Annotated in this window: 24 protein-coding genes; 15 read left to right on the top strand and 9 right to left on the bottom strand. The window is 63.1% G+C overall.

Annotated features, from left to right (window positions below):
• Nucleotides 1-8: 8 nt before the first annotated feature.
• From AC0YKC_RS12400 to AC0YKC_RS12415, 4 genes are all read right to left on the bottom strand, one after another.
• On the bottom strand, nt 9-521 hold the full coding sequence (locus AC0YKC_RS12400; protein ID WP_488511225.1) for a hypothetical protein: 513 nt from the start codon (nt 519-521) through the stop codon (nt 9-11).
• Nucleotides 522-626: 105 nt separating this feature from the next.
• Nucleotides 627-839: a hypothetical protein gene (locus AC0YKC_RS12405; RefSeq protein WP_488511226.1), complete on the bottom strand. Its 213-nt coding sequence runs from the start codon at nt 837-839 to the stop codon at nt 627-629.
• Nucleotides 840-848: 9 nt separating this feature from the next.
• The gene (locus tag AC0YKC_RS12410) at nt 849-1,079 is read right to left on the bottom strand and encodes a DUF2188 domain-containing protein (RefSeq protein WP_488511227.1); all 231 of its coding nucleotides are present in this window, start codon (nt 1,077-1,079) and stop codon (nt 849-851) included.
• Nucleotides 1,080-1,135: 56 nt separating this feature from the next.
• On the bottom strand, nt 1,136-1,516 hold the full coding sequence (locus AC0YKC_RS12415; protein ID WP_488511228.1) for a YegP family protein: 381 nt from the start codon (nt 1,514-1,516) through the stop codon (nt 1,136-1,138).
• A gap of 192 nt (nt 1,517-1,708) precedes the next feature.
• On the opposite strand from AC0YKC_RS12415, the gene AC0YKC_RS12420 reads away from it, so the two are divergent.
• Nucleotides 1,709-2,020: a helix-turn-helix domain-containing protein gene (locus AC0YKC_RS12420; protein WP_488511229.1), complete on the top strand. Its 312-nt coding sequence runs from the start codon at nt 1,709-1,711 to the stop codon at nt 2,018-2,020.
• Nucleotides 2,021-2,022: 2 nt separating this feature from the next.
• A complete protein-coding gene (locus AC0YKC_RS12425; RefSeq protein ID WP_488511230.1) occupies nt 2,023-2,583 on the top strand; it encodes an ImmA/IrrE family metallo-endopeptidase in 561 nt (186 codons plus the stop codon).
• A 157-nt stretch (nt 2,584-2,740) separates the two neighbouring features.
• On the opposite strand, the gene lepA is transcribed toward AC0YKC_RS12425, so the two are convergent.
• Entirely contained in the window at nt 2,741-4,546 is a 1,806-nt protein-coding gene (gene lepA / locus AC0YKC_RS12430) for a translation elongation factor 4 (protein WP_320293852.1), read from the bottom strand.
• 326 nt (nt 4,547-4,872) lie between these two features.
• On the opposite strand from lepA, the gene AC0YKC_RS12435 reads away from it, so the two are divergent.
• The 8 genes from AC0YKC_RS12435 (at nt 4,873) to AC0YKC_RS12470 (ending at nt 12,861) form a co-directional block, all read left to right on the top strand.
• Complete coding sequence (locus AC0YKC_RS12435) at nt 4,873-5,973, top strand: TadE/TadG family type IV pilus assembly protein (RefSeq protein WP_488511231.1); 1,101 nt, start codon at nt 4,873-4,875, stop codon at nt 5,971-5,973.
• Between the two features lie 104 nt (nt 5,974-6,077).
• Nucleotides 6,078-6,449 (top strand): endonuclease domain-containing protein, encoded by a 372-nt coding sequence (locus AC0YKC_RS12440; protein WP_488511232.1) that lies wholly within the window; start codon nt 6,078-6,080, stop codon nt 6,447-6,449.
• A 183-nt stretch (nt 6,450-6,632) separates the two neighbouring features.
• Entirely contained in the window at nt 6,633-7,319 is a 687-nt protein-coding gene (locus AC0YKC_RS12445; RefSeq protein ID WP_488511233.1) for a DUF1223 domain-containing protein, read from the top strand.
• A gap of 89 nt (nt 7,320-7,408) precedes the next feature.
• Complete coding sequence (locus AC0YKC_RS12450; RefSeq protein ID WP_488511234.1) at nt 7,409-7,681, top strand: hypothetical protein; 273 nt, start codon at nt 7,409-7,411, stop codon at nt 7,679-7,681.
• Nucleotides 7,682-7,966: 285 nt separating this feature from the next.
• Nucleotides 7,967-8,701, top strand: coding sequence for a peptide-methionine (S)-S-oxide reductase MsrA (gene msrA / locus AC0YKC_RS12455; protein ID WP_488511235.1), 735 nt, complete (start codon nt 7,967-7,969; stop codon nt 8,699-8,701).
• Between the two features lie 639 nt (nt 8,702-9,340).
• Nucleotides 9,341-11,044, top strand: a complete 1,704-nt coding sequence (locus AC0YKC_RS12460; protein WP_488511236.1) for a phospholipase D-like domain-containing protein — start codon at nt 9,341-9,343, stop codon at nt 11,042-11,044.
• Nucleotides 11,045-11,176: 132 nt separating this feature from the next.
• On the top strand, nt 11,177-12,103 hold the full coding sequence (locus AC0YKC_RS12465) for an ABC transporter ATP-binding protein (protein WP_488511237.1): 927 nt from the start codon (nt 11,177-11,179) through the stop codon (nt 12,101-12,103).
• Entirely contained in the window at nt 12,100-12,861 is a 762-nt protein-coding gene (locus AC0YKC_RS12470) for an ABC transporter permease (RefSeq protein ID WP_320293843.1), read from the top strand. Before AC0YKC_RS12465 ends, AC0YKC_RS12470 begins: the two co-directional genes overlap by 4 nt.
• A 258-nt stretch (nt 12,862-13,119) precedes the next feature.
• Here AC0YKC_RS12470 and AC0YKC_RS12475 read toward each other — a convergent pair whose 3' ends face one another.
• Entirely contained in the window at nt 13,120-14,157 is a 1,038-nt protein-coding gene (locus tag AC0YKC_RS12475) for a phosphatidylglycerol lysyltransferase domain-containing protein (protein WP_488511238.1), read from the bottom strand.
• 94 nt (nt 14,158-14,251) lie between these two features.
• Here AC0YKC_RS12475 and AC0YKC_RS12480 point away from each other — a divergent pair, with 94 nt between their 5' ends.
• Nucleotides 14,252-14,470: a GNAT family N-acetyltransferase gene (locus AC0YKC_RS12480; RefSeq protein ID WP_488511239.1), complete on the top strand. Its 219-nt coding sequence runs from the start codon at nt 14,252-14,254 to the stop codon at nt 14,468-14,470.
• A gap of 280 nt (nt 14,471-14,750) precedes the next feature.
• Here the strand turns inward: AC0YKC_RS12480 and AC0YKC_RS12485 are convergent, their stop codons facing one another.
• Entirely contained in the window at nt 14,751-16,748 is a 1,998-nt protein-coding gene (locus tag AC0YKC_RS12485; protein WP_488511240.1) for a PhoX family protein, read from the bottom strand.
• Between the two features lie 233 nt (nt 16,749-16,981).
• On the opposite strand from AC0YKC_RS12485, the gene AC0YKC_RS12490 reads away from it, so the two are divergent.
• From AC0YKC_RS12490 to AC0YKC_RS12500, 3 genes are all read left to right on the top strand, one after another.
• Nucleotides 16,982-17,320 carry a hypothetical protein gene (locus AC0YKC_RS12490; protein WP_320294436.1) on the top strand — a complete coding sequence of 113 codons (339 nt, stop codon included), beginning with the start codon at nt 16,982-16,984 and terminating at the stop codon, nt 17,318-17,320.
• A 14-nt stretch (nt 17,321-17,334) separates the two neighbouring features.
• On the top strand, nt 17,335-18,036 hold the full coding sequence (locus AC0YKC_RS12495) for a phosphatase PAP2 family protein (RefSeq protein ID WP_488511242.1): 702 nt from the start codon (nt 17,335-17,337) through the stop codon (nt 18,034-18,036).
• Between the two features lie 89 nt (nt 18,037-18,125).
• On the top strand, nt 18,126-18,395 hold the full coding sequence (locus AC0YKC_RS12500; protein WP_488511243.1) for a helix-turn-helix domain-containing protein: 270 nt from the start codon (nt 18,126-18,128) through the stop codon (nt 18,393-18,395).
• Between the two features lie 15 nt (nt 18,396-18,410).
• Here the strand turns inward: AC0YKC_RS12500 and AC0YKC_RS12505 are convergent, their stop codons facing one another.
• Together AC0YKC_RS12505 and AC0YKC_RS12510 are read right to left on the bottom strand one after the other, a co-directional pair.
• Nucleotides 18,411-19,337 carry a DMT family transporter gene (locus tag AC0YKC_RS12505; protein WP_488511244.1) on the bottom strand — a complete coding sequence of 309 codons (927 nt, stop codon included), beginning with the start codon at nt 19,335-19,337 and terminating at the stop codon, nt 18,411-18,413.
• Nucleotides 19,338-19,462: 125 nt separating this feature from the next.
• On the bottom strand, nt 19,463-19,912 hold the full coding sequence (locus AC0YKC_RS12510) for a MerR family transcriptional regulator (RefSeq protein WP_434724669.1): 450 nt from the start codon (nt 19,910-19,912) through the stop codon (nt 19,463-19,465).
• A gap of 30 nt (nt 19,913-19,942) precedes the next feature.
• Here AC0YKC_RS12510 and AC0YKC_RS12515 point away from each other — a divergent pair, with 30 nt between their 5' ends.
• A complete protein-coding gene (locus AC0YKC_RS12515; protein WP_488511245.1) occupies nt 19,943-20,587 on the top strand; it encodes a hypothetical protein in 645 nt (214 codons plus the stop codon).
• The last annotated feature ends 252 nt before the right edge of the window (nt 20,588-20,839 follow it).

Raw genomic sequence — 20,839 nt, forward strand, 5'->3', positions numbered from 1 at the left:
CTTCCCACTCAACGCTCCGCTTTCAGCAACGTCCAGATCCAGCCGATGAAGGTGAGGACCAGGAATGGATAGCCGAGCGCCGGCAGCGGCGACGAGGTGGGTAGAAGCGGCGCGCCCCACAGGATCATCAAGACCGAGACGGCGAAGAGCAACGCGGCGGCGAAAGCCGTGAGCCGCATCCAGAGCGCGAAGGTGTTTTGGGCGCTGGCCATGACCAGCCCCGCCGCCCACAGCGCAATGCCGCCGGCATAGGAAGGCACGCTCGCCTGCAATCCCGCCGCATTGCCGGCCAGAAGCAGGCTTTCGCCGGCGAGGAAGGTCAGGAAACCGGCCGCGACGAGGTCATTGCCAAGCCGCTGGTATTTCAGGGTGAGGAGTGCCGCGGCGACGACGACGCCCACGCCGTCGATGGTCCAAAGCGTCTCGCGCAGCGCATCGCTGGCAACGAAAGTGCCCGCCATGCCCAAAGCGCCGCCGATGGCGAGACCGATCGCGGCGACGGTATCCGAGGTGGAGCGCATGCGATGTCTCCCCAAGCTGGGGAGAGGATACAACGAGGTGGAGGGGTGGTGAAGTGTGAGCGCTTGGACAGCGAAGGCGTACGTCACTCACGTACGCCTTCGCTGCTATTTCCCGAGCCGCTTCGTCAGCCGAGCAATCTGTTCCGGAGAACCCTCGACCTCGAGACCCTTGGAGGTCCTCTTTGTTCGTGCGCCAACCGAAGACGCGGCGTTCTTGAATGTTCGCTCGATACCCTGCTCGATATCGCGCTGCATAGCAGACATCATCGCTTTTGCAGACGAAACCCTGCGACCGTTATGTTTGAATGAGATCGGCATTTCTACCTCCTATCCTTTGGGTGGATACGGATCATGACCGTGGGAATCTCGCTCCCGAATCCGGCCGTCTCGGCCGTGTACAAGGAGCTCCGTTCCTTGATTGCGGGCGACAGTACGTCCAGCTTCGATCGCAGCCTTTTGGGTTACATGCACCGACGACGCACGCTCGGCACCCGCGCCCTTGACTGCCCACCCGCCTGAATGCGGCACGACATGTTGATTACGCTTGGTCATTTGCATTCCTCCGTACCTTGAAATCGCCCGGCGCCGGATGGCGCCGGGTTCACGCCACCAAATTAGGCAGCTCTCGAAGACGTCTCGTCGTCAACCGGCGCGGTATGTGCGTTGTATTTGACCGACTCGGCGCAACTCTTGGCATTGTGCTTCGCCGTGTACTCCTCGGACCACACCAGGGTTTCGCCGTTGGGGCCTTTGAAGTGGACGAAGTACTGTTTGTTCCGGGACAGCACGATGTCGAACCGAGCACCGGTCGCCGATTCTCCGGCGGTCGTGTCGACAACCGGAGCGAAGAGGGCGTTGGCTTTAATTGAGTCGATGCAGTTCTGCGCGTTGGCCTTGGTGGTGTAGTTTTCCGACCAGACGATCACCTGGCTGCCGTACACAAACTGAACGCGGTACTGGCCATTCGCGGCGTTCTTGATTTTGAAGCGGTACATTTCCCTCTCCTTAAATGGGAAAATTAGCGTTGATATCCGCCTTGGGAGGTCGAATGTCCGACGCTCTCATGTCACACATCCTGCTGTCAATATATCTGACGACAATAATTCTGTTGATTGAGTGCGTATGAATCCTTGACGCAAATCACGCCTGGAGATATGATCGCGACGCCAGCGCGAAGGGATATGCTTATGTCTGAAGAATTGTACGTTGAGATTGGTCGACGAATACGCAGTATTCGAGAAGAAAAGCTTCGCGCTACTCAGGATGATATCGCGAAGCGACTTGGCATTTCGCGTCCATCAGTGGCGAATTTTGAAAACGGTAAGCAGCAGATGACTGTGTCTCAGTTGATGCAGTTCTCGAATGTACTCGGTATTTCTCCGATCGACCTTCTACCACTAGGGGAAAGCAAAGCCGGATCCGAGCGGCTGTCCCGGTCGCTGCCTAGTCATTTTGACCCGAAACTTCGTGCATGGGTGGACTCCCTGCAGGGCCGCTAAGTATGAAATCTCCCAAACTTTGGCTCAAAGCGGAACGAGTCTCTGAGATTCGCAGAGCGGCTTTGGAGTTACTTCGAAGGATTGACTATGTTGGCGGCATTGTGCCGATTGATCGCGTCGCTCGTGAACTCGGAGCTTCTATCCGCTATGCGCCGTACGATGGTGAATTGGCCGGAATGCTTATTCGAAATGGGAGTGACTCTATAATCGCGGTGAATTCCGCTCATCATAAGAACAGGCAGAGGTTTACTGTTGCTCACGAATGTGGGCATTTATACTTACACTCTGACCATCTATACGTTGACAAAAACTTTTTTGTATTGAACCGGGACGAGCGCTCATCACATGCAGGTGATATAAAAGAGATCGAGGCCAACCAATTTGCTGCAGAATTGTTGATGCCGTTTCCTAACGTATTTCGTGATTTGCGATCTAGTAAAATTGACCTTGAAGACGAGCAACAAATTTCAAATGTAGCTAAGTTGTATGGTGTTAGCGCCCAGGCAATGACATATAGGGTAGCTAATCTATTTATGATTCAATCTGTCGAGCGACGAAAGTAGATTTTCCTTGTATCACTAGGCGCCCAACCTCCACCGCGCAGCTTCAGCGCCGCGCTGGCGGGGGGCCCGCTGCCTGCCGGCAGCTCCCCCGCTTTCGAAGCCTGCCATCGATTTACTGGATCGATGGCTTGGCGCGCTGCGCGCGCCAACCGGCTTCTCAATCCCCCATCTTCAGCGCCTGGATAAACGCCTCCTGCGGGATATCCACTTTCCCGAACTGCCTCATCCGCTTCTTGCCCTCTTTCTGCTTGTCGAGCAGCTTGCGCTTGCGGGTCACGTCACCGCCGTAGCATTTGGCGGTGACGTCCTTGCGCAGCGCCGAGATGGTTTCGCGGGCGATGACCTTGCCGCCTATCGCGGCCTGGATCGGGATCTTGAACAGATGGTGCGGGATCAACTCCTTCAGCTTCTCGCACATGGCGCGGCCGCGCTTTTCGGCCGCGGTGCGGTGCACCAGCATGGATAGGGCGTCGACCGGCTCCTCGTTGACCAGGATCGACATCTTGACCAGGTCGCCCTCGCGATAGTCGGTCAGGTGATAATCGAAGGAGGCGTAGCCCTTGGAGATCGACTTCAGCCGGTCGTAGAAATCGAACACGACCTCGTTGAGCGGCAGGTCGTAGGTGAGCATGGCGCGCTTGCCGACATAGGAGAGGTCGGCCTGGATGCCGCGCCTGTCCTGGCAGAGTTTTAGAATCCCGCCGAGATAGTCGTCTGGGGTGAGGATGGTGGCGCGGATCCACGGCTCCTCGATCGAGGCGATCTTGACCACGTCGGGCATGTCGGCCGGGTTGTGCAGTTCCTTCACCGAGCCGTCATTGAGGTTCAGGCGGTAGACGACGGAAGGCGCCGTGGCGATGAGGTCGAGGTTGAATTCGCGCTCCAGCCGCTCCTGGATGATCTCCAGATGCAGCAGGCCAAGGAAGCCGCAGCGATAGCCGAAGCCGAGCGCGGCGGAGGTCTCCATTTCGTAGGAGAAGCTCGCGTCGTTGAGGCGCAATTTGCCGACGGCGGCGCGCAGGTCCTCGAAATCGGCGGCGTCGACCGGGAACAGGCCGCAGAACACCACCGGTTGCGCCGGCTTGAAGCCAGGCAGCGCCTTTTGCGTCGGGCGGCGGTCCTCGGTGATGGTGTCGCCGACGCGGGTGTCGGCCACCTCCTTGATCGAGCCGGTGAAGAAGCCGAACTCGCCGGGGCCGAGCTCGTCGACATTGACGCGGGCCGGCTTGAACACGCCGGTGCGCTCGACGAGATATTTGGCGCCCGTGCCCATCATGCGGATGGTCTGGCCCTTCTTCATCACGCCGTCGATGATGCGCACCAGCACGATGACGCCGAGATAGGCGTCGTACCAGCTGTCGACCAGCATCGCCTTCAAGGGCGCGTTGATGTCGCCCTCGCGCGGCGGCGGCAGCTGGTGGACGATCGCCTCCAGCACATCCGGCACGCCAAGCCCGGTCTTGGCCGAGATCAGCACGGCGTTGGAGGCGTCGAGGCCGATAACCTCCTCCACCTGCTCGCGGATGCGCTCGGGCTCGGCCGCCGGCAGGTCGACCTTGTTCAGCACCACGACGATCTCGTGGTTGTTGTCGATGGCCTGGTAGACATTGGCCAGCGTCTGCGCCTCGACGCCCTGGGAGGCGTCGACCACCAGCAGCGAGCCCTCGCAGGCGGCGAGCGAACGCGACACTTCGTAGGCGAAGTCGACATGGCCGGGGGTGTCGATGAGGTTCAGCACATAGTCCTCGCCGTTCCTGGCGCGGTAGTTCAGCCGAACGGTCTGGGCCTTGATGGTGATGCCGCGCTCGCGCTCGATATCCATCGAATCCAGTATCTGCTCCTTCATGTCGCGCTCCTCCAGCGTGCCGGTGAGCTGGATCAGCCGGTCGGCAAGCGTGGATTTGCCATGGTCGATATGGGCGACGATGGAGAAATTGCGGATGTGGTCGAGGGGCGTCGTCATGCGGCGCGCTTTAGCAGGGGCGGGGTTGGGGGGCAAGCGCAACGCCTTTTTCCCCTTCTCCCCCTGTGGGAGAAGGTGGATCGGCGCGAAGCGCCGAGACGGATGAGGGGTGTTCCAGCGGAGTGAGACGTCGGCTTTCCCTGGAGCACCCCTCATCCGGCCGCTGCGCGGCCACCTTCTCCCACAAGGGGAGAAGGAAAAGGCGCCGCCATCACATCCCGCTCACGAAATATCCAAACGCGCTTAAACATTCATGCACCGCTTTAGGGCATCCTCCGCCCCCGGATGGTAAACCGGCTCATTGCCGCGACGACGAAGGCCCAGGAATGTCCAGTTCTGCCCGAAAATTCAGCCTGGCCGCGGTGGCCAGGACGGCGATGCAATTCCTCGCGCGCCGCGACGGCTCGATCATGCCGATGATGGCCATCCTGACGATCCCGATCGTGGCGGCAATCGGCTTTTCCGTAGACTACACCTCGGCGGTGACGACCCGAAGCGACATGCAGAACGCGCTCGACGCCGCGATCATCTCGGTCACCACGCTGCCCACCACGACAAGCTTCTCCGACCGGCAGACGTCGCTGCAGCAGGCCTATGCCGCCAATGCCGGGCAAGGCACGGCGACGCTGACCGGGGTCAATGTCGACAGTTTCGGCACGGCGACCTTCACCGCCACGGCCACCTACCCGATGCCGACCACCTTCATGCAGGTGGCGCGCATCAACAACGTGCAGGTCGGCGTCGGCTCGTCGGTGCGCAAGACGCCGGCGCTGGTGCAGACCACCTTCAAGGTGACGAAGGTGTCGGGCTACTGGGCGAAGACGATGATCCTGTGGGGCACCAAGTTCGGCCAGACCACCGCCCAGAAGCTGATGACGATCAGCTACACCTATAATGGCTACGGCGATCCGAAAGGCTACGGCACCACTGTGGTCAACACCGTCAACGGGTCGACCTCGACGACGGTGCAGAACCAGGCGTGCACCACCGGCACGCTGAAGAGCCTGCAGAAGAGCGTGCCGTCCGGGACGACCATCCAGACCGACGGTTACGGCACGACCTATTACTGCGTCGATACATTCACCCCGGCCAATGGCGCGGGCGCGGTGATCGACGTCAGCCAGATGGACCAGCTCTATCTCGAGATGGACGTGCCGTCGGGCAACCCGAAGGTGCTCAAGTCCAACGATCCGACCACCTCGAACCGGCTCTATATCGGCACAAGCCCGACCGACATGCCGGAAGTGGCGACCGGCCAGACCGTCAATATCTTCACCGCCGTGCCCTGCGGCCAGACCGGCTACCAGGCCTGGGAAGACGGCGGCAACGCGGTGCCGGCGCTGGTCTCCAACGCCGACTTCTTCTACACCGTGCAGGGCAAGTGCGACTACAACCAGCGCCCGTCGAACACGGTGCTGACGCAGTAGAACGCCCTCTCCTTCTCCCCTTGTGGGAGAAGGTGGATCGGCGCGCAGCGCCGAGACGGATGAGGGGTGTTGGACGGAGCTCAGCGTCCAGCTAATCTGGCGCAATGCCGCACCAACCCGTCACTCAAGCCAAACGCAGTTTTGCCCGCACGCTTCGTCGTGAAATGACGGAAGCGGAGCACAAGCTATGGCAGGAGCTGCGCGACCGTAGGCTTGATCGGATCAAGTTTCGCCGGCAAGTGCCCATTGGAAAGTACGTCGCCGATTTCGCTTGCCTCGAGGCGCGTCTCATCGTCGAGCTTGATGGTAGCCAGCACGCGGACTCGGAATCGGATTTGGCTCGCGGAGCTGAGCTGAAGGCGAAAGGGTTTCGGGTGTTGCGCTTTTGGAACGACGATGTCGTGAAGGATATGGACGGCGTCTGTGATACGATTATCGCGTATGTAAAAGATGCTGGCTTGCAGCCCTGGCGGTGAGCTGGGTCAACCTCGACGCCAAGCTGGAGCACCCCTCATCCGTCTCGGCGCTGCGCGCCGAGCCACCTTCTCCCACAAGGGGAGAAGGGGAAGCGCTGCCCCCATCACAAACCGGTGAAGCTGTAACGAAGCCTTCCACCGCGGCGAAATGGGAGCATGACCCCACAGTGGAGACTGCTTCCCATGACCGGATTGAAGACAAGCCTGCTCGCTGGCGCGATGCTTGCGGCCACGCTCGGCGCCGCGGCCGCGCAGCCGCTCACCGTGGTCGAGCTGTTCACCAGCCAGGGCTGCTCGTCCTGTCCGCCGGCCAACGCCAACCTGATCAAGGTCAAGGACCAGCCCGGCGTGCTGGCGCTGTCGTTCAACGTCACCTATTGGGACTATCTCGGCTGGAAGGACACGTTCGGCCGCAAGGAGTTCACCGACCGCCAGGTGACCTACGAGCCGTCGCTCGGCCATGACGGACCGTTCACGCCGCAAGTGGTTGTGAACGGCCGCGCGGATGCCGTCGGCGCCGCGCCGGGCGAGATCCAAAGCCTGATCGCCAAAGGCGGTCAGGCGCGGGGCCCCGAGCTTTCGCTCGACAAGGCCACGGTCAGCATCGGCGCCGGCAAGGCGCCGGGCGGCGGCGCCGACATCTGGCTGGTGCGCTACACGAAAGGCGTCGTCGAGGTGCCTGTGGCGCGCGGCGAGAACACCGGCCGCACGCTGCCGCATGCCAATGTCGTGCATGCGCTGACAAAGCTCGGCAGCTGGCACGGCGCGGCGACCACGCTGCCGCTGCCGGCAGCCACGGGCGGCTTGAGCACCGCGGTGCTGGTGCAGGCGCCAGGCGGCGGGCCGATCCTGGCCGCGGCCGCCAACTGATTTTTCTTTTCCCTTCGCGCGGGGCCGCATTGGAGCGGCAACGCTTCACCAAGGCCCGCATGCGCGCGCCAAAACCCAAGGAGACTATCATGACCAAGTTCCTCACGCTGCCGGCGCTCGCCTTCGCGCTTTCCGCCGCCGTCTTCGTGGCCGGCGCCCGCGCCGACGACGCGACCAACGCCATGAAGCCCGCCAACGCGATGGCGACCGACGCCATGAAGCCGGCGACGGACGCCATGAAACCGGCCGACGCCATGAAGCCCGACGCGATGAGCACCCAGGCGATGAAGCCCGCGACGGATGCGATGAAGCCGGCGGATGCGATGAAGCCGGCCACGGACGCCATGAAGCCGGCACAGTAAGTCGGGCAAATCGCATAGGGCAGCGCAGCCCCCGCTCCGTCTCGGCGCTGCGCGCCGATCCACCTCTCCCCCGCTTTGCGGGGGCGAGGAAACGCCAATCGCCGGGGGGCGAGGCCTCCGCAACCCTGGGTTCCTCGCCCCGCCAAAGGCGGGGAGAGGTGGCTCGGCGAAGCCGAGACGGAGAGGGGGAGCGCCGTCTGCGGTTGCACACCGACCCACGGCAAAGTGACAACCTTCCGGCGGCTTCAAGTCGTATATAATGGAACAACAACAAGGAGACGCAACATGAACGGCATAACGACAAAAGCCGCGCGGCCATTCTTGACCCGTGGCGCGCTGGCGGCGCTGGCGCTGAGCGCGGCGGCGGCCGTCTTCTGGCAGAGCCCGGCCCGCTCGGCCGAGGACGCGGTGGTGATCCCGCCGCCGGCGATGGATGAAAAGGCGGCGAGCGGCAGCGAGAAGGCGATCTTCGCCGGCGGCTGCTTCTGGGGCGTGCAGGGCGTGTTCCAGCACGTCAAGGGCGTCAGCAAGGCGGTATCCGGCTATACCGGCGGCAGCGCCGAAAACGCCGTCTATGAAGTGGTCGGCACCGGCCGTACCGGGCACGCCGAATCCGTCGAGATCACCTACGATCCGTCGAAAATCACCTATGGCAAGCTGCTGCAGGTCTATTTCTCGGTCGCGCACAATCCGACGCAGCTCAACTACCAGGGGCCGGATTCAGGCACCCAGTACCGCTCGACGATCTTCGCCGAGAATGAGGAGCAGAAGAAGGTCGCCGAGAGCTACATCGCCCAGCTCGACAAGGCCAAGGTGTTTCCGAAGCCGATCGTCACCACGCTCGAGACCGGCAAGACCTTCTATCCTGCCGAGGATTACCATCAGGACTTCCTGACGCTGAACCCGACCTATCCCTATATCGTCTACAACGACCTGCCCAAGATCGAGAATCTGAAGTCGCTGTTCCCGCAGCTTTACAGCGAGAAGCCGGTGCTCGTGCTGGCCTCCAGCAAGAGCTGACGAAGGCTGGTCTCCCGGCATAGGGATTTCGACCGCCGGCCATGCCTGTGCTGGCCGGCGGCTTGCATTGGCGGTTGGCCGAAACGGCCCGGCCTCGTCATCCACGGGCGGAGCAAGGAACGAAGCGACGCGCGCAGACCCGAGGAGCCATGCGGTGACGTTGACGCGCCGCAACGGTGCAAAATTCTACTCCGCTGCATCCTTTGATCAGAGTCACGGCATGGATTCGAGGGTCTTCGCGACGCCGCTTCGCGGCTGCTCCGCCCTGGAATGACGAGGCTGAGGGGCTTGCGCCAATCTCCGAGGTTTGCGCTGACTTCACGAAAAGGAACGGTGAAAATCCTCCCCGCCGACAAACGGAAAGCTAGCCGCTCGCACATGGTTCGCAAAACCATCCGCCCTTTGTTTTGCTGGCAAACAGAACACAATGTGAAGCAGTTCATAGAATTATACTTGGCGCTGCAAAACATTGACATCCGATCTTCTGCCGCCGCATAATCATCGCCGTCACCTTTTCGACATTCTGTTTCAAACGATCCGGGGCCCTGCTTCCGGCACGGATACTTGTTGGCTGCATTGGTGGGCCGGACATGCCGGCCGCGCGCTTTGGGAACAACGACAGACGGGAAGGAACGACAAATGGCCGTCGAGATAAAAGTATCCGTCTACACCAATGGCGACGACGCCTTCGTCGCCTGGGCGCCCAGCGACTTCATCGCCGGATGCCGGGGCTTTCTGCTCGAGCGCGGCCGCAAGGCTGGGGCCACCGAGAAGATCGAGCCGGTGGAGAATCGCGTTGGCTTCACCAAGGACAAGCCGAAATCTGGCGACCACAGGCCGTCGGACGTGTGGCCGTTCCAGCGCTTCAACTGGACCGACCATGCGGCCGATGTCGGCAATGTCGTGCGTTACCGGGTGACCGCGATGCTGAGCGCCGGGCCCGGCAAGCCGCTGACCAAGGGGGTGTCGAGCGACTGGACGGACTGGCATACGCTTGCCACCGACGCCGGCGGCGGCTTCTCCTGCTATTTCAACCGCGGCCTGGTGCTGTCGCAATTCGTCGCCCGCTACATGGCCAAGAACAAGCTCTCGCCGGCGGCTTTCAAGAAGAGCCTGCAGACCAATGGCGACGCGAAATTCCGCGCTTTCCTGGAAGGCGATCTCGGGCTGCGCCTGGTGGGGCTGACGCAAGGCGCCGGCGACGAGCTGCATGCCGCGCTCTATGAGCTCGGCGACGCGACGCTGGAGACGGCGCTGATCGGGCTCGGGCCGCGGCTCAACCTCATCCTCGCCAACGGCTCCGACAAGAGCGGCGACGGCAACAAGGATGCGCGCAAGAACCTCAACGACCACGGCATTCCAACCATCGACCGGATGCTGAAATCGAAAGGCCTCGGCCACAACAAGTTCGTCGTCGTCTCGGAAGACGGCGAGCCGAAGAAGGCGTGGACCGGCAGCACCAACTGGAGCACGACGGGCCTGTGCACGCAGGTCAACAACGGGTTGCTGATCGAGGACACGGCGGTGGCAGCGCATTACCGCCAGCATTGGGATCTGCTCAAGGACGCCTCGCCGCCGAAGACCGACCCGGCCAATTTCACGCCGGCGCTGATGGCGGACAACGACGCCCCCAAGACCTTCACCGTCGGGACAGCCAAGACGACCGTCTGGTTCACCCGCACCTCCGACGGCGCCGACATGGCGGCGTTGCGCGACGTCATCACATCGGCCAAGCAAGCGGTGCTTTTCCTAATGTTCACGCCGGGCAAGCAGGGGCTGCATACGCTGGCCGGCCAGCGCGCCCGGGAAAAAGGCATGTATGTGCGCGGCGTGGTCTCGACGCTGAGCGCGGACGAGGGCGGCACCGAACAGAACTTCCTCGACATCGACCTGGTGAGCAGCGACCGGACATTCACGCCGGACCGCTACACGGTGGCGCAGCCGCAAGGCCTCGACGCGCCGCTCGGACCGTGGATCGCCGAGGTCAACCGGCGGAGCTTCCTGTCGCAGATCGGCCACGCCATCGTGCACTCGAAGATCCTGGTAACCGACCCGCATTCGAACGACTGCGTGGTGGTGACCGGCAGCCACAATTTCTCGGCGCCGGCAAGCGAGAAGAACGACGAGAACCTGGTGATCGTGCGCGGCCACCGGAAGCTCGGCGCCGCCTATGCCACCTACGCGATGTCGGTCTACAGCCACTATCGCTACCGCTCGTACATCCGCGAGATGCGGGCGCAAGGCAAGACGCCGTGGAGCTACCTCGACGACGACGATCAATGGCTGAAGACCGAGCTCCGGACCAAGGCGCAGGAAATCGCGTTCTGGACGGCGCAGACCTGATTTCCTTCTCCCCGCTTGCGGGGAGAAAGAGGCTCACTGTCCAGAACTGTCAGCAGCGGCGTCGATTCACGGTTGCACCGGGCGGCAACCGCCCTATATCAAGTCACCTTTTCCAGCCGGCCGAATTTCAGCATGTCGCCCATCATCTCGATCTCCGGTGTCACGAAAACCTATGCCACCGGTTTCGAGGCGCTGAAGGAAATCAATCTCGACATCGAGCGCGGCGAGATTTTCGCGCTGCTCGGACCGAACGGCGCCGGCAAGACGACGCTGATCTCGATCGTCTGCGGCATCGTCAACCGCTCGTCGGGCTCAGTCAGCGTCGACGGCCACGACATCTCCAAGGATTACCGCGCGGCGCGCAGCCTGATCGGGCTGGTGCCGCAGGAACTGACCATCGACGCCTTCGAGACGGTCTGGGCGACGGTGAATTACAGCCGCGGCCTGTTCGGCAAGGCGCCCAACACGGACTTCGTCGAGAAGGTGCTGCGCGACCTGTCGCTGTGGGACAAGAAGGATTCCAAGGCGATCACGCTGTCGGGCGGCATGAAGCGCCGGCTGATGATCGCCAAGGCGCTGGCGCACGAGCCGCGCGTGCTGTTCCTCGACGAGCCGACGGCCGGCGTCGACGTCGAGCTGCGCCAGGACATGTGGGCGATGGTGAGGCGCCTGCGCGAGGACGGCGTCACCATCATCCTCACCACGCACTATATCGAGGAAGCCGAGGCGATGGCCGACCGTGTCGGCGTCATCAACAAGGGCGAGATCATCCTGGTCGAGGACAAGGCCGAGCTGATGCGCAAGCTCGGCCGCAAGCAGATGAGACTGGAGCTGCGCGCGCCGCTTTCCGCCATGCCCGACGGGCTTTCCCGCTATTCATTGGAGCTGTCCGCCGACGGCAATCAGCTCACCTACACCTATGACAACCAGAGCGACCGTCCAGGCGTCGCCTCACTGATCCGCGACCTCGAGGCGGCCGGCATCCAGTTCCGCGATCTCGACACCAAGAACAGCTCGCTCGAAGAGATCTTCGTCAATCTCCTGAGGCAAGAGCCATGAACCTGCGCGCAGTATGGGCGATCTACCGGGTGGAGATGGCGCGCGCCTTCCGCACGGTGCTGCAGAGCATCATCTCGCCGGTCATCTCGACATCGCTCTATTTTGTCGTCTTCGGCTCGGCCATCGGCTCGCGCATCAACGAGATCGACGGCATCCCCTACGGCGCCTTCATCGTGCCCGGCCTGATGATGCTGTCGCTTCTGACGCAGTCGATCTCGAACGCCTCCTTCGCCATCTATTTCCCGAAATTCGTCGGCTCGATCTATGAGCTCCTGTCGGCGCCGGTCTCCTATCTGGAGATCATCATCGCCTATGTCGGGGGTGCGGCGACCAAGTCGATCATGCTCGGCCTGATCATCCTCGCCACCGCGGCCTTGTTCGTGCCGCTCAGGATCGAGCATCCGTTCTGGATGATCGCCTTCCTGGTGCTGACGGCGGTGACCTTCAGCCTGTTCGGCTTCATCATCGGCATCTGGGCAAAGACCTTCGAGCAGCTGCAGCTGGTGCCGCTGCTGATCGTCACGCCGCTCACCTTCCTCGGCGGCAGCTTCTATTCGATCCACATGCTGCCCGGCATCTGGAAGACGATCACGCTGTTCAACCCGGTCGTCTACCTGATCAGCGGGTTCCGCTGGAGTTTTTACGGCAAGGCCGACGTTTCGGTCGGCGTCAGCCTCGGCATGACGCTGGTGTTCCTGGCTATCTGCATCGCGATCGTGGCGTGGATCTTCAAGACCGGATATCGGCTGAGGAACTGACCGGACCGACGTTCGTCGTAGCTGTGGTTCCAGGAAAATCCGAAATGCCGGCGGGACAGCACCCCCCTCTGCCCTGCCGGGCATCTCCTCCGCAAGGGGGGAGATCGGATGTTGCCCCGCTTTCGCCAATCGCCAGCGTTGCAGGAAAAGCGCGGCCACCGAAGCTGCCAATCTCCCCCCTTGCGGGGGAGATGTCCGGCAGGACAGAGGGGGGTGTGAAGGATCGCGGCGCCTAGTGATCTTCTCTTAGTAGCTCCGCTAGATCGCCTTGATCAGCCGCAGCAGGCCGAGCATCTCCACGAAAGTCCCCTTGCGGAACGCGATATAGGTCGGCTCCTCGACGCCGTGGAAGCGGCGCTTGAAGGCGGCCTGGCCCTGCAGGTTGAAGCGCGAGCGGTTGACCCAGGGCGAGTTGTAGGCGCGCTGGAAAGCGCCGCGCCAGAAATCCGATTCGGCAAAGCCGCTCGGCTCGATGTCGAGCAGCGGCGAGAGGCCGAGCGTCACCTGTGAGATGCCTTCCTCGCGAAAGCGGTCGACGGCGAATTTGGTCAGGCCGATTTCGGCATGCGGCGTCGCGTCGACCTGCTTGCGCTTGAAGGAGGTGGTGTAGCCGATCACCTTGCCGTCGCGAAACAGCGGGTCGAAATCGAGAATGGCGAGTAGCCGACCCTCGGGGCTGTGCAGGAGGAAACGGCGCATGTCGGCGCCGAGCTCTTCGGAGAAGCGGCGGTTGAGGAAACCCATCTCCCAGCGCTTGATGATGCGCTCCTTGCGCCAGTCGGCGGACAGCTGCTTGATCTCGTCCTGCAGGATGTCGCCCCTGGCCTCGGCGAGGGTAAAACCCTTCTTGGTCAGCCAGCGCTCGGAATAGCGCACGGTCTCGTTGCGCTTGCCGGAAAAATCATGCGCCGGCAAAAGCAGCCTGGTGTCGATGCCGAGGCGGTTGACCTGGTAGCCGAGGCCGGCCAGCACCTTGGCCGTGTCGGCGCCGATCTGGACGAACCAGGGGCGGCCGGCGGCCTCGACGAAGCGCTTGATATAGGCCGGGCGGTCGGCCGGATCGGCGACCGGGTCGCCCAGCGCAAAGTGACGGCTCATCTTGGTGCCGAAGGCGATGTAGCCGTCGCCATCGCTGAAATAGGACAGTTTCTTCTGCACGGCGGTGGAATAGGCGAGCGAGAAATCGCCGTGGCGGCGCACCAGCGCCAGGCGCTCCTCATCGGCCAGTTCGCGCCGCGGAACCTTGGGCGCCACGGCATCGAGAAGCCTGTCGAAATAGATGCGCAGGGGCGCCATGAGCTCCGCGTGCCAAGAAGTGATGACCTGCCGCCCTCAGGTCGCGAATCGCCGCGCGGCCGGTCACGTCGCGCCAGCGCGATATAGGATGCAATTGGCGGCGAATGAAGGGCAAACGTCCGAAAGCGTCCGTATCGTCCATCGGTGGCCGCAACAGGGCGCGAGCTTCGTCGCGGGCCGGATCGCGGCACGCGGTGAGGTTCCGTACCTGCACGCCTATGAGAGCAATGCCGCGGCGATCGGGCTTTACGAGTCCATCGGCTTCCGTCTCCGAAGCATGATGAACATGGCGGTGGTTCAACGCGCCGGATAATTGACGTAGGAGATTGGCTCAAGGCGCCGTGACTTCGTCATCCACGGGCGGAGCGGGAGCGAAGCGGACACGTAGACCCGAGGATCCATGCCGTGACTCTAAGGCGGCGCTGCAGCGGTGCAGAATTCTGCTCCGCTGTACTCTACGACCAAGGTAACGGCATGGATTCCAGGGTCTCCGCGACGGAGCTTCGCTCCTGCTCCGCCCTGGAATGACGACGTTGGGGAGGTTTCGGCCAATCCCCAACGTCCGTGATCATGCATGCCGATGCGGCAGCAACTCACACCGCGATCTTGCCGCCGCCCTGCTTCGTAATCGCGACGACCGAAGGCCGCACCGGCATGTCCGGCTTGAAGTCCGGCCAGCGGGTCGACGGATCCTCGTAGTAGGACGGACGGCCAAAGCCGTCCCAGTCCTCGCCGCCGTCGCCCGGATGCTGGACGGCGACGAAAGCCGTCTGGTCGTCCGGCGCGAAGAGCGGGCCGCACATTTCGGCGCCGATCGGCACGCGGAAGAACAGTTTCGAGGTCGCCCGCGCCGGGCCTTCGGTGTCGACCGCCCAGAGGCCGTCGGTGCGGCCGGTGGCCTTCGGGCCCTGGCCGTCGGTGGCGACCCACAGCCGCCCGGCGGAATCGACGGCGCAATTGTCCGGCATGCCGAACCAGCCATGGGCGGTGGTCGCGGTCGAGAAGGTGGCGCCGACATCGGCCACCGACGGGTCGCCGCATTTCAACAACACTTCCCACTTGCCCTTGGCAGCGGCGAAGTCGCCGCCATCCTCGACAATCTCGATGATGTGGCCGAAGGCGTTGTCGGCGCGCGGGTTGGCGGCGTCGACCTGCTCGGCCTTGCGCTTGGAATTGTTGGTCAGCATGACATAGACCTTGCCGTTGCCGGCATTGGGCTGGATATCCTCCGGCCGGTCCATCTTGGTGGCGCCGAGCAGGTCGGCGGCGCGGCGCGTCTCGATCAGCACGTCGGCCTGGGATGCAAAGCCGTTCTCCGCCGTCAGCGGCGCCTTACCGAAGACGATCGGCATCCATTCGACCGAACCGTCCTCGGCGAACTTCGCCACATGCAGCGTGCCGTCGTCGAGCAGGTTCATGTTAGCCGCGCGGTCATCGGGATTGAACTTACCGGCGGTGACGAATTTGTAGACATAGTCGAAGCGCTCGTCGTCGCCGAGATAGAAGACGACGCGGCCGTCCCTGGCGACGATCGATTCGGCGCCCTCATGCTTGAAACGGCCCATGGCGGTGCGCTTCCGCGGCACGGAGTTGGGATCGTTGACGTCGACCTCGACGATCCAGCCGAACCGGTTCGGCTCGTTCGGCTCCCTGGCGAGGTTGAAGCGATCGTAATGCGCGCCCCACTCGTAAGCGCCTTCCGGAATGCCGAGGCGCTTGTAGTTGGCGGCCTCCTTGTGGCCCGCTGGCAGGTCGCCGGAAAAGTAGCCGTGGATGTTCTCCTCGGCCATCACATAGGTGCCCCAGGGCGTGACGCCGCCGGCGCAATTGTTGAGCGTGCCGATCACCTTGGCGCCGGACGGATCGGCATTGGTCTTGAGGCGCTCGTGCCCGGCGGCCGGGCCCGACAGCGCCATTTCGGTGTTGGAGGTGATGCGGCGGTTGAGCTTGCCGTCGCGCACCACCTGCCACTTGCCGTCCTGCTTGCGGATCTCGACGATGGTGCCGCCATGCGCGGCCATCTCGACATCGACCTGCTGCTTCGAAAGCGGTGCGACCTCGGCCTTCTTCTTCCCGTCCTTCTCGACGACCGAAACGATGCCGGGGAACATCAGATGCGGGTTGGTGTATTCGTGGTTGACGACCAAAAGGCCGTGCTCGGCCGAGCCGTCGATCGGGATATAGCCGACATAGTCGTTGTTGTAGCCGAACTGCCTGGCCTGTGCCTCGGCCGACTGTTTTGTCGGATCGAACTCCGGCGAGTCGGCGAAGAGCGGATCGCCCCAGCGCAACAGCACGTCGGCGTCATAGCCCGGCGCGACATGGTGCTTGTCGTCGATGCCGGCCTCGAGCTCGTCGAATTTGAAGGCCGAGCCTTCGGCAGCGCGCGCCTCGTCGGCGGCGACCAGGGCCAGCGGGCTGACGGTGGCGGCGATGGCCGAGACGGCCAGCGAACCCATGAGGAAGCCGCGGCGCGAGAAACGCGCGGCGATGATCTCGCCCATGGTGCGGTTGTCGGTCGGGTTGACGGGCGGGCCGTCATTTTCCTCGAGCTGGCTGGTGCGGAAACGGGTCTCAGGGGTCACGGTCATGTTGTTCCTCTGGCTTCTTGAGGTGGCTGGGGATTTGACCTTTCGACCCCTAAAGCGCGCCGATCACATTTTCGTGACATGGCCGTGATTTGCCAAGCTGTCGATGCCGGCCGCTTTCTCGCCGTCACTATACGGGAGAAGGAGGCTTCGCCGCGATCAGCTTGACGGCTTCGCCCGCTTCGGAAACAAGGGCGGCGGCCGGCGCGGCGACGGCGTTCAAGAAGGGACGGCAAGTGAGTTTCTGGGGACTGGCGCAGCTCGGCATTTCGACGGTGATGTTCCTGCTGGCGGCGATGGCGGCCAAGCAATGGGGGATGGCACCGAGCCTTGCCAAATTGCTTTTGACATTGGCGCTCTACACGGCCGGCAATCTGATCATGCTGCGGCTAGTGCGCGAGTTCGGCATGTCGGTGTCGTTCAGCCTGTCGGCGGTGATCCAGCTTGTCGCGGTCAATGTCGTGGCGCTCGCTTTTTTCGGCGAACGGCTAAACGCTTTGCAGGCAACCGGCATGGTGCTGGCGATCGCCGCCGTCGCCCTGATCACGCTCGGGCCCTATATGCAGAAGCTCTGACGTTTGAGCCTCCGATGAAATCATCCTCCGGCGCGCTGCTTGCAAAGATAGAATTCCCCCTGCTCTTGGCCGGGCTGGTCATCGCCGGCTGTCTGTGGGGCTTCGAGGAATTGATGGAAGTGGCGCGCGCCACGACCCCGCATGCCTTCGATACGGAAATCCTGCTTGCCTTCCGCCACGCCGGGCAGCCGGACAGCCCGATCGGCCCGCCCTGGCTGGAGGGCGCGGTGCGCGACATCACCGCGCTGGGCAGCACCGTTGTGCTGGTGCTGATCACAACGGCGACGATCGTCTATCTGCTCTTGATCCGCAGACCGGCGACAGCCCTGTTCATGTTCGCGGCCGTAGCGGGCGGGCAGGTGCTTTCCAGCCTGCTCAAGCTCGAGGTCGACCGGCCGCGCCCCGACCTCGTCTCGCATCTCGTCACCGAGACGTCGCTGTCCTTTCCAAGCGGGCACGCCATGCTGTCGGCGGTGACCTATCTGACCCTCGGCTCGCTGGCGGCCCGCTTCCTGCCGGACCGCAGGTCGAAAGTCTTCGTGCTTGGCCTTGCCGTCCTCACCACGGTGCTGGTCGGCACCAGCCGCGTCTATCTCGGCGTGCACTGGCCGTCCGACGTGCTTGCCGGCTGGTGCGCGGGCTTTGCCTGGGCCATGCTGTGCTGGCTCGCGGCGCGCATGCTGCAGCGGCGCAAAGTGGTGGCCGACAGCGATTGACCGATGGTTGACGCATGTAAATTGACGCTTTAGACATTGTAATATTTACAATATACATCTTCCATAGCTTCAAAAACAGGTTCCGGCTGATGATCACTGCCGCACAGATGCGCGCCGCGCGGGCGTTGACCGGCATCGACCAGAAGACGCTCGCCGAGCGCGCCGGGGTCTCGCTGCCGACGATCCAGCGCATGGAAGCGAGCGACGGCGTCGTCCGGGGCGTGGTCGACACGCTGATGAAGGTCATCCAGGCGCTCGACGGGGTCGGCGTCGAGCTGATCGGCGAGAACCAGGCCAGCGAGCGCGGCGGCAGGGGCGTGCGCCTCAAGGCGACCGCGGCGCAGAGCCCGCAAGGCTAGTCTAAGCGGCATCCTTCACACCGCCGCTTCGATCGGCTCGGCAAGCTTCGGATTGGCGCGCGCGGCGATCAGGCAGCCGGCGACGATGAGGCATGCCCCTGTCAGCGTGGTCCAGGCCACTTTCTCGCCGAAGAAGAACCAGCCAAGCGCGATCGCCCAGATGAAGGCCGAGTATTCGGTCGGGATCAGATATTGCGCTTCGGCACGGGCGTAGGACCAGCTCATCAAAAATTGCCCGGCGAGCGACAGCAGCGCCACCCCCGCCAGGGGAAGCCAGAGATCGCTCGGCAGCGCAACGGCGAGCCAAGGTGCCGCGAGACCAAGGATGATCGCGACGAAGAGGTTCTGGAACAGCATGATCTCGACCGGCCTGGCCAGCAGCGCCTGTTGCCGGGAGAGGATCAGATTGTAGGCATAGAACGCCGTAGAGACGAGCACCGCGACCGTGCCGAGCAGGGCATCCTGCGAATGGCTGGCCGCCCCGAACTGGCCGGCCAATATGATCGCGACGCCCGCCATGCCGGCCAGCGACGCCCAGACCGCCTGCCGCCTTATGCGTTCGCCCAGCAGCAATGCCGCGAGCAAAAGCGCAAACAGCGGCGCGACGAAGCTGAGCCCGATCGCCTCGGCGAGCGGCAGCCTGGCCAGCCCCCAAAAGAACAAGACCAGGACGATGCCGACAATCGCGGCGCGCAGCGCATGCAGGCCCAGCACCGGAAGGGCCGGCTTGGAACGCGACCCCGCCGACCATGCCGCGCCGGCGACCATTGTGGCGACCACGCTGCGCCACAGCAGCGTGTTATAAACGCCGACCGCGATGGCCAGAGACTTCATTGCCGCATCCATGCCGGACAGCAGGAATATCGCCAGCGCGCATATGAGCACGGGGATCATCGGCGAAACGGCGCCGTTCAGGCTGGATGTCTTCACGGCTTGGTTCATCTGCCGCCGCATATTCCGGCGCAAGCGGCGAGACCAGAGGCAGTCTGGGAGGATATGCCGGTCCAATCCCGATCGGCGTCGTTGCCGCCGTGACGACGTATATCAGCATCCCTGCAGCCAGCTAGCTACTGTCCGCAGCAGCCGCCACCTTTGGCCGACGTCGCCATATCCTTGAAGATCACGCAGTCTTGGCCGGGTCCTCCTGCGCACGCGGCGTTGCACCGTGTTACGAAGCTCTCCAGCCGCCGTTCAAGCAAACGAAGTTCGTTGAGTTTCTGGCGGACTTCGTCGAGGTGGGCCTGGGCGATGTCGCGCGTCTCCACGCAATCGCGCCTGCTGCTGATCGACAGGTCCAGCAAAACCCTGACCTGATCGATCCCGAAGCCGAAATCTCGGCATTGCTTGATGAAGGTCAGCCGCCCCAGATCATCATCGTCATAGGTGCGTTGACCTCCTGCCGTGCGTGGTGCCGGAGGCAGCAATCCGATCTCCTCATAGTAGCGGATGGTGGGTGTGGTGACGCCAGTGGCCTTGGCAAGCGCCCCGATGGTGAACACGCGGACGTGAAGATTCATCGCAAAAATACTCCTTGAACCTAAAGTTACTTGAAGGAGTACGCTGCCTTCAAGGTGATGCGAGAGGAAAGTTCGCTGATGGGCTTTTTCGGAAATCGTGTCGTCCTCGTCCGTTGGACGGCGGCAATGCTGGCCATCTCGGCGCTCCTATTTGCCGCCGCCGTCTTGATGGAAGGGGGCGAGCATCGGGAGCCCGCGAGCATCGCCGCGCAAAAGGAGGGCGTGAAAGCCCAGGAACAGGGCGGCCATGATGAAGCGGCCGAAGGCCCTACTGAGGACCAAGCTCGTAAGAGCGCTGAGGCCGGTGAAACGGGTAGTCACGCTGAGGCTGGAGAACCCGACAGCCGCACCGAAGAAACGATCCTTGGCATCAACCTCGAAAACCCCTGGCTGGTATGGGGGTTCGTCGGCGTCTCAATCTTACTCGCCGCCGCCGTCAGCCGGTTTGGGTCCATTGCACGGCTTGGCAACGCGGCGCTCTTGCTGGCCATCCTGCTGGCGGGTGTTGCTGCAATTCTCGACGGCCGCGAGGTCTTCCTGCAACTCGCTCGGGGCAACGCAAGCGTCTCCGGCCTCGCCGGGCTGACGGCGCTTGCTCACGCTGCGGTCGTTATCCTGGCCGTGCTGGCCTGGCAGGCCGCTTCCGGTCCAGGAATGGAGAAAGACACGCAATGAATATTGGCAAGACGACAGCAGGCACCGGCCTTGTTCTGGTGGCCTGCGCAGTTTGCTGTGGGGCCCTGATTGCGCTGCCGATCACCGCCGCCCTCGCGGCCGTCGGTGTTGGCTTGGCATCGATCGGCCGGCTTGGCTTGGCTTTGGTGGTTGTCGCCGCGGGTGGGCTTTATCTTCTCTCGCGCCGGAAGGCCGTGCCCAACGCCACCTTTCAATCAGCGATGGCTCAGAGCGATTGCGGCTGCGGCCCGT

The organism is Mesorhizobium sp. CNPSo 4661, assembly GCF_057784215.1.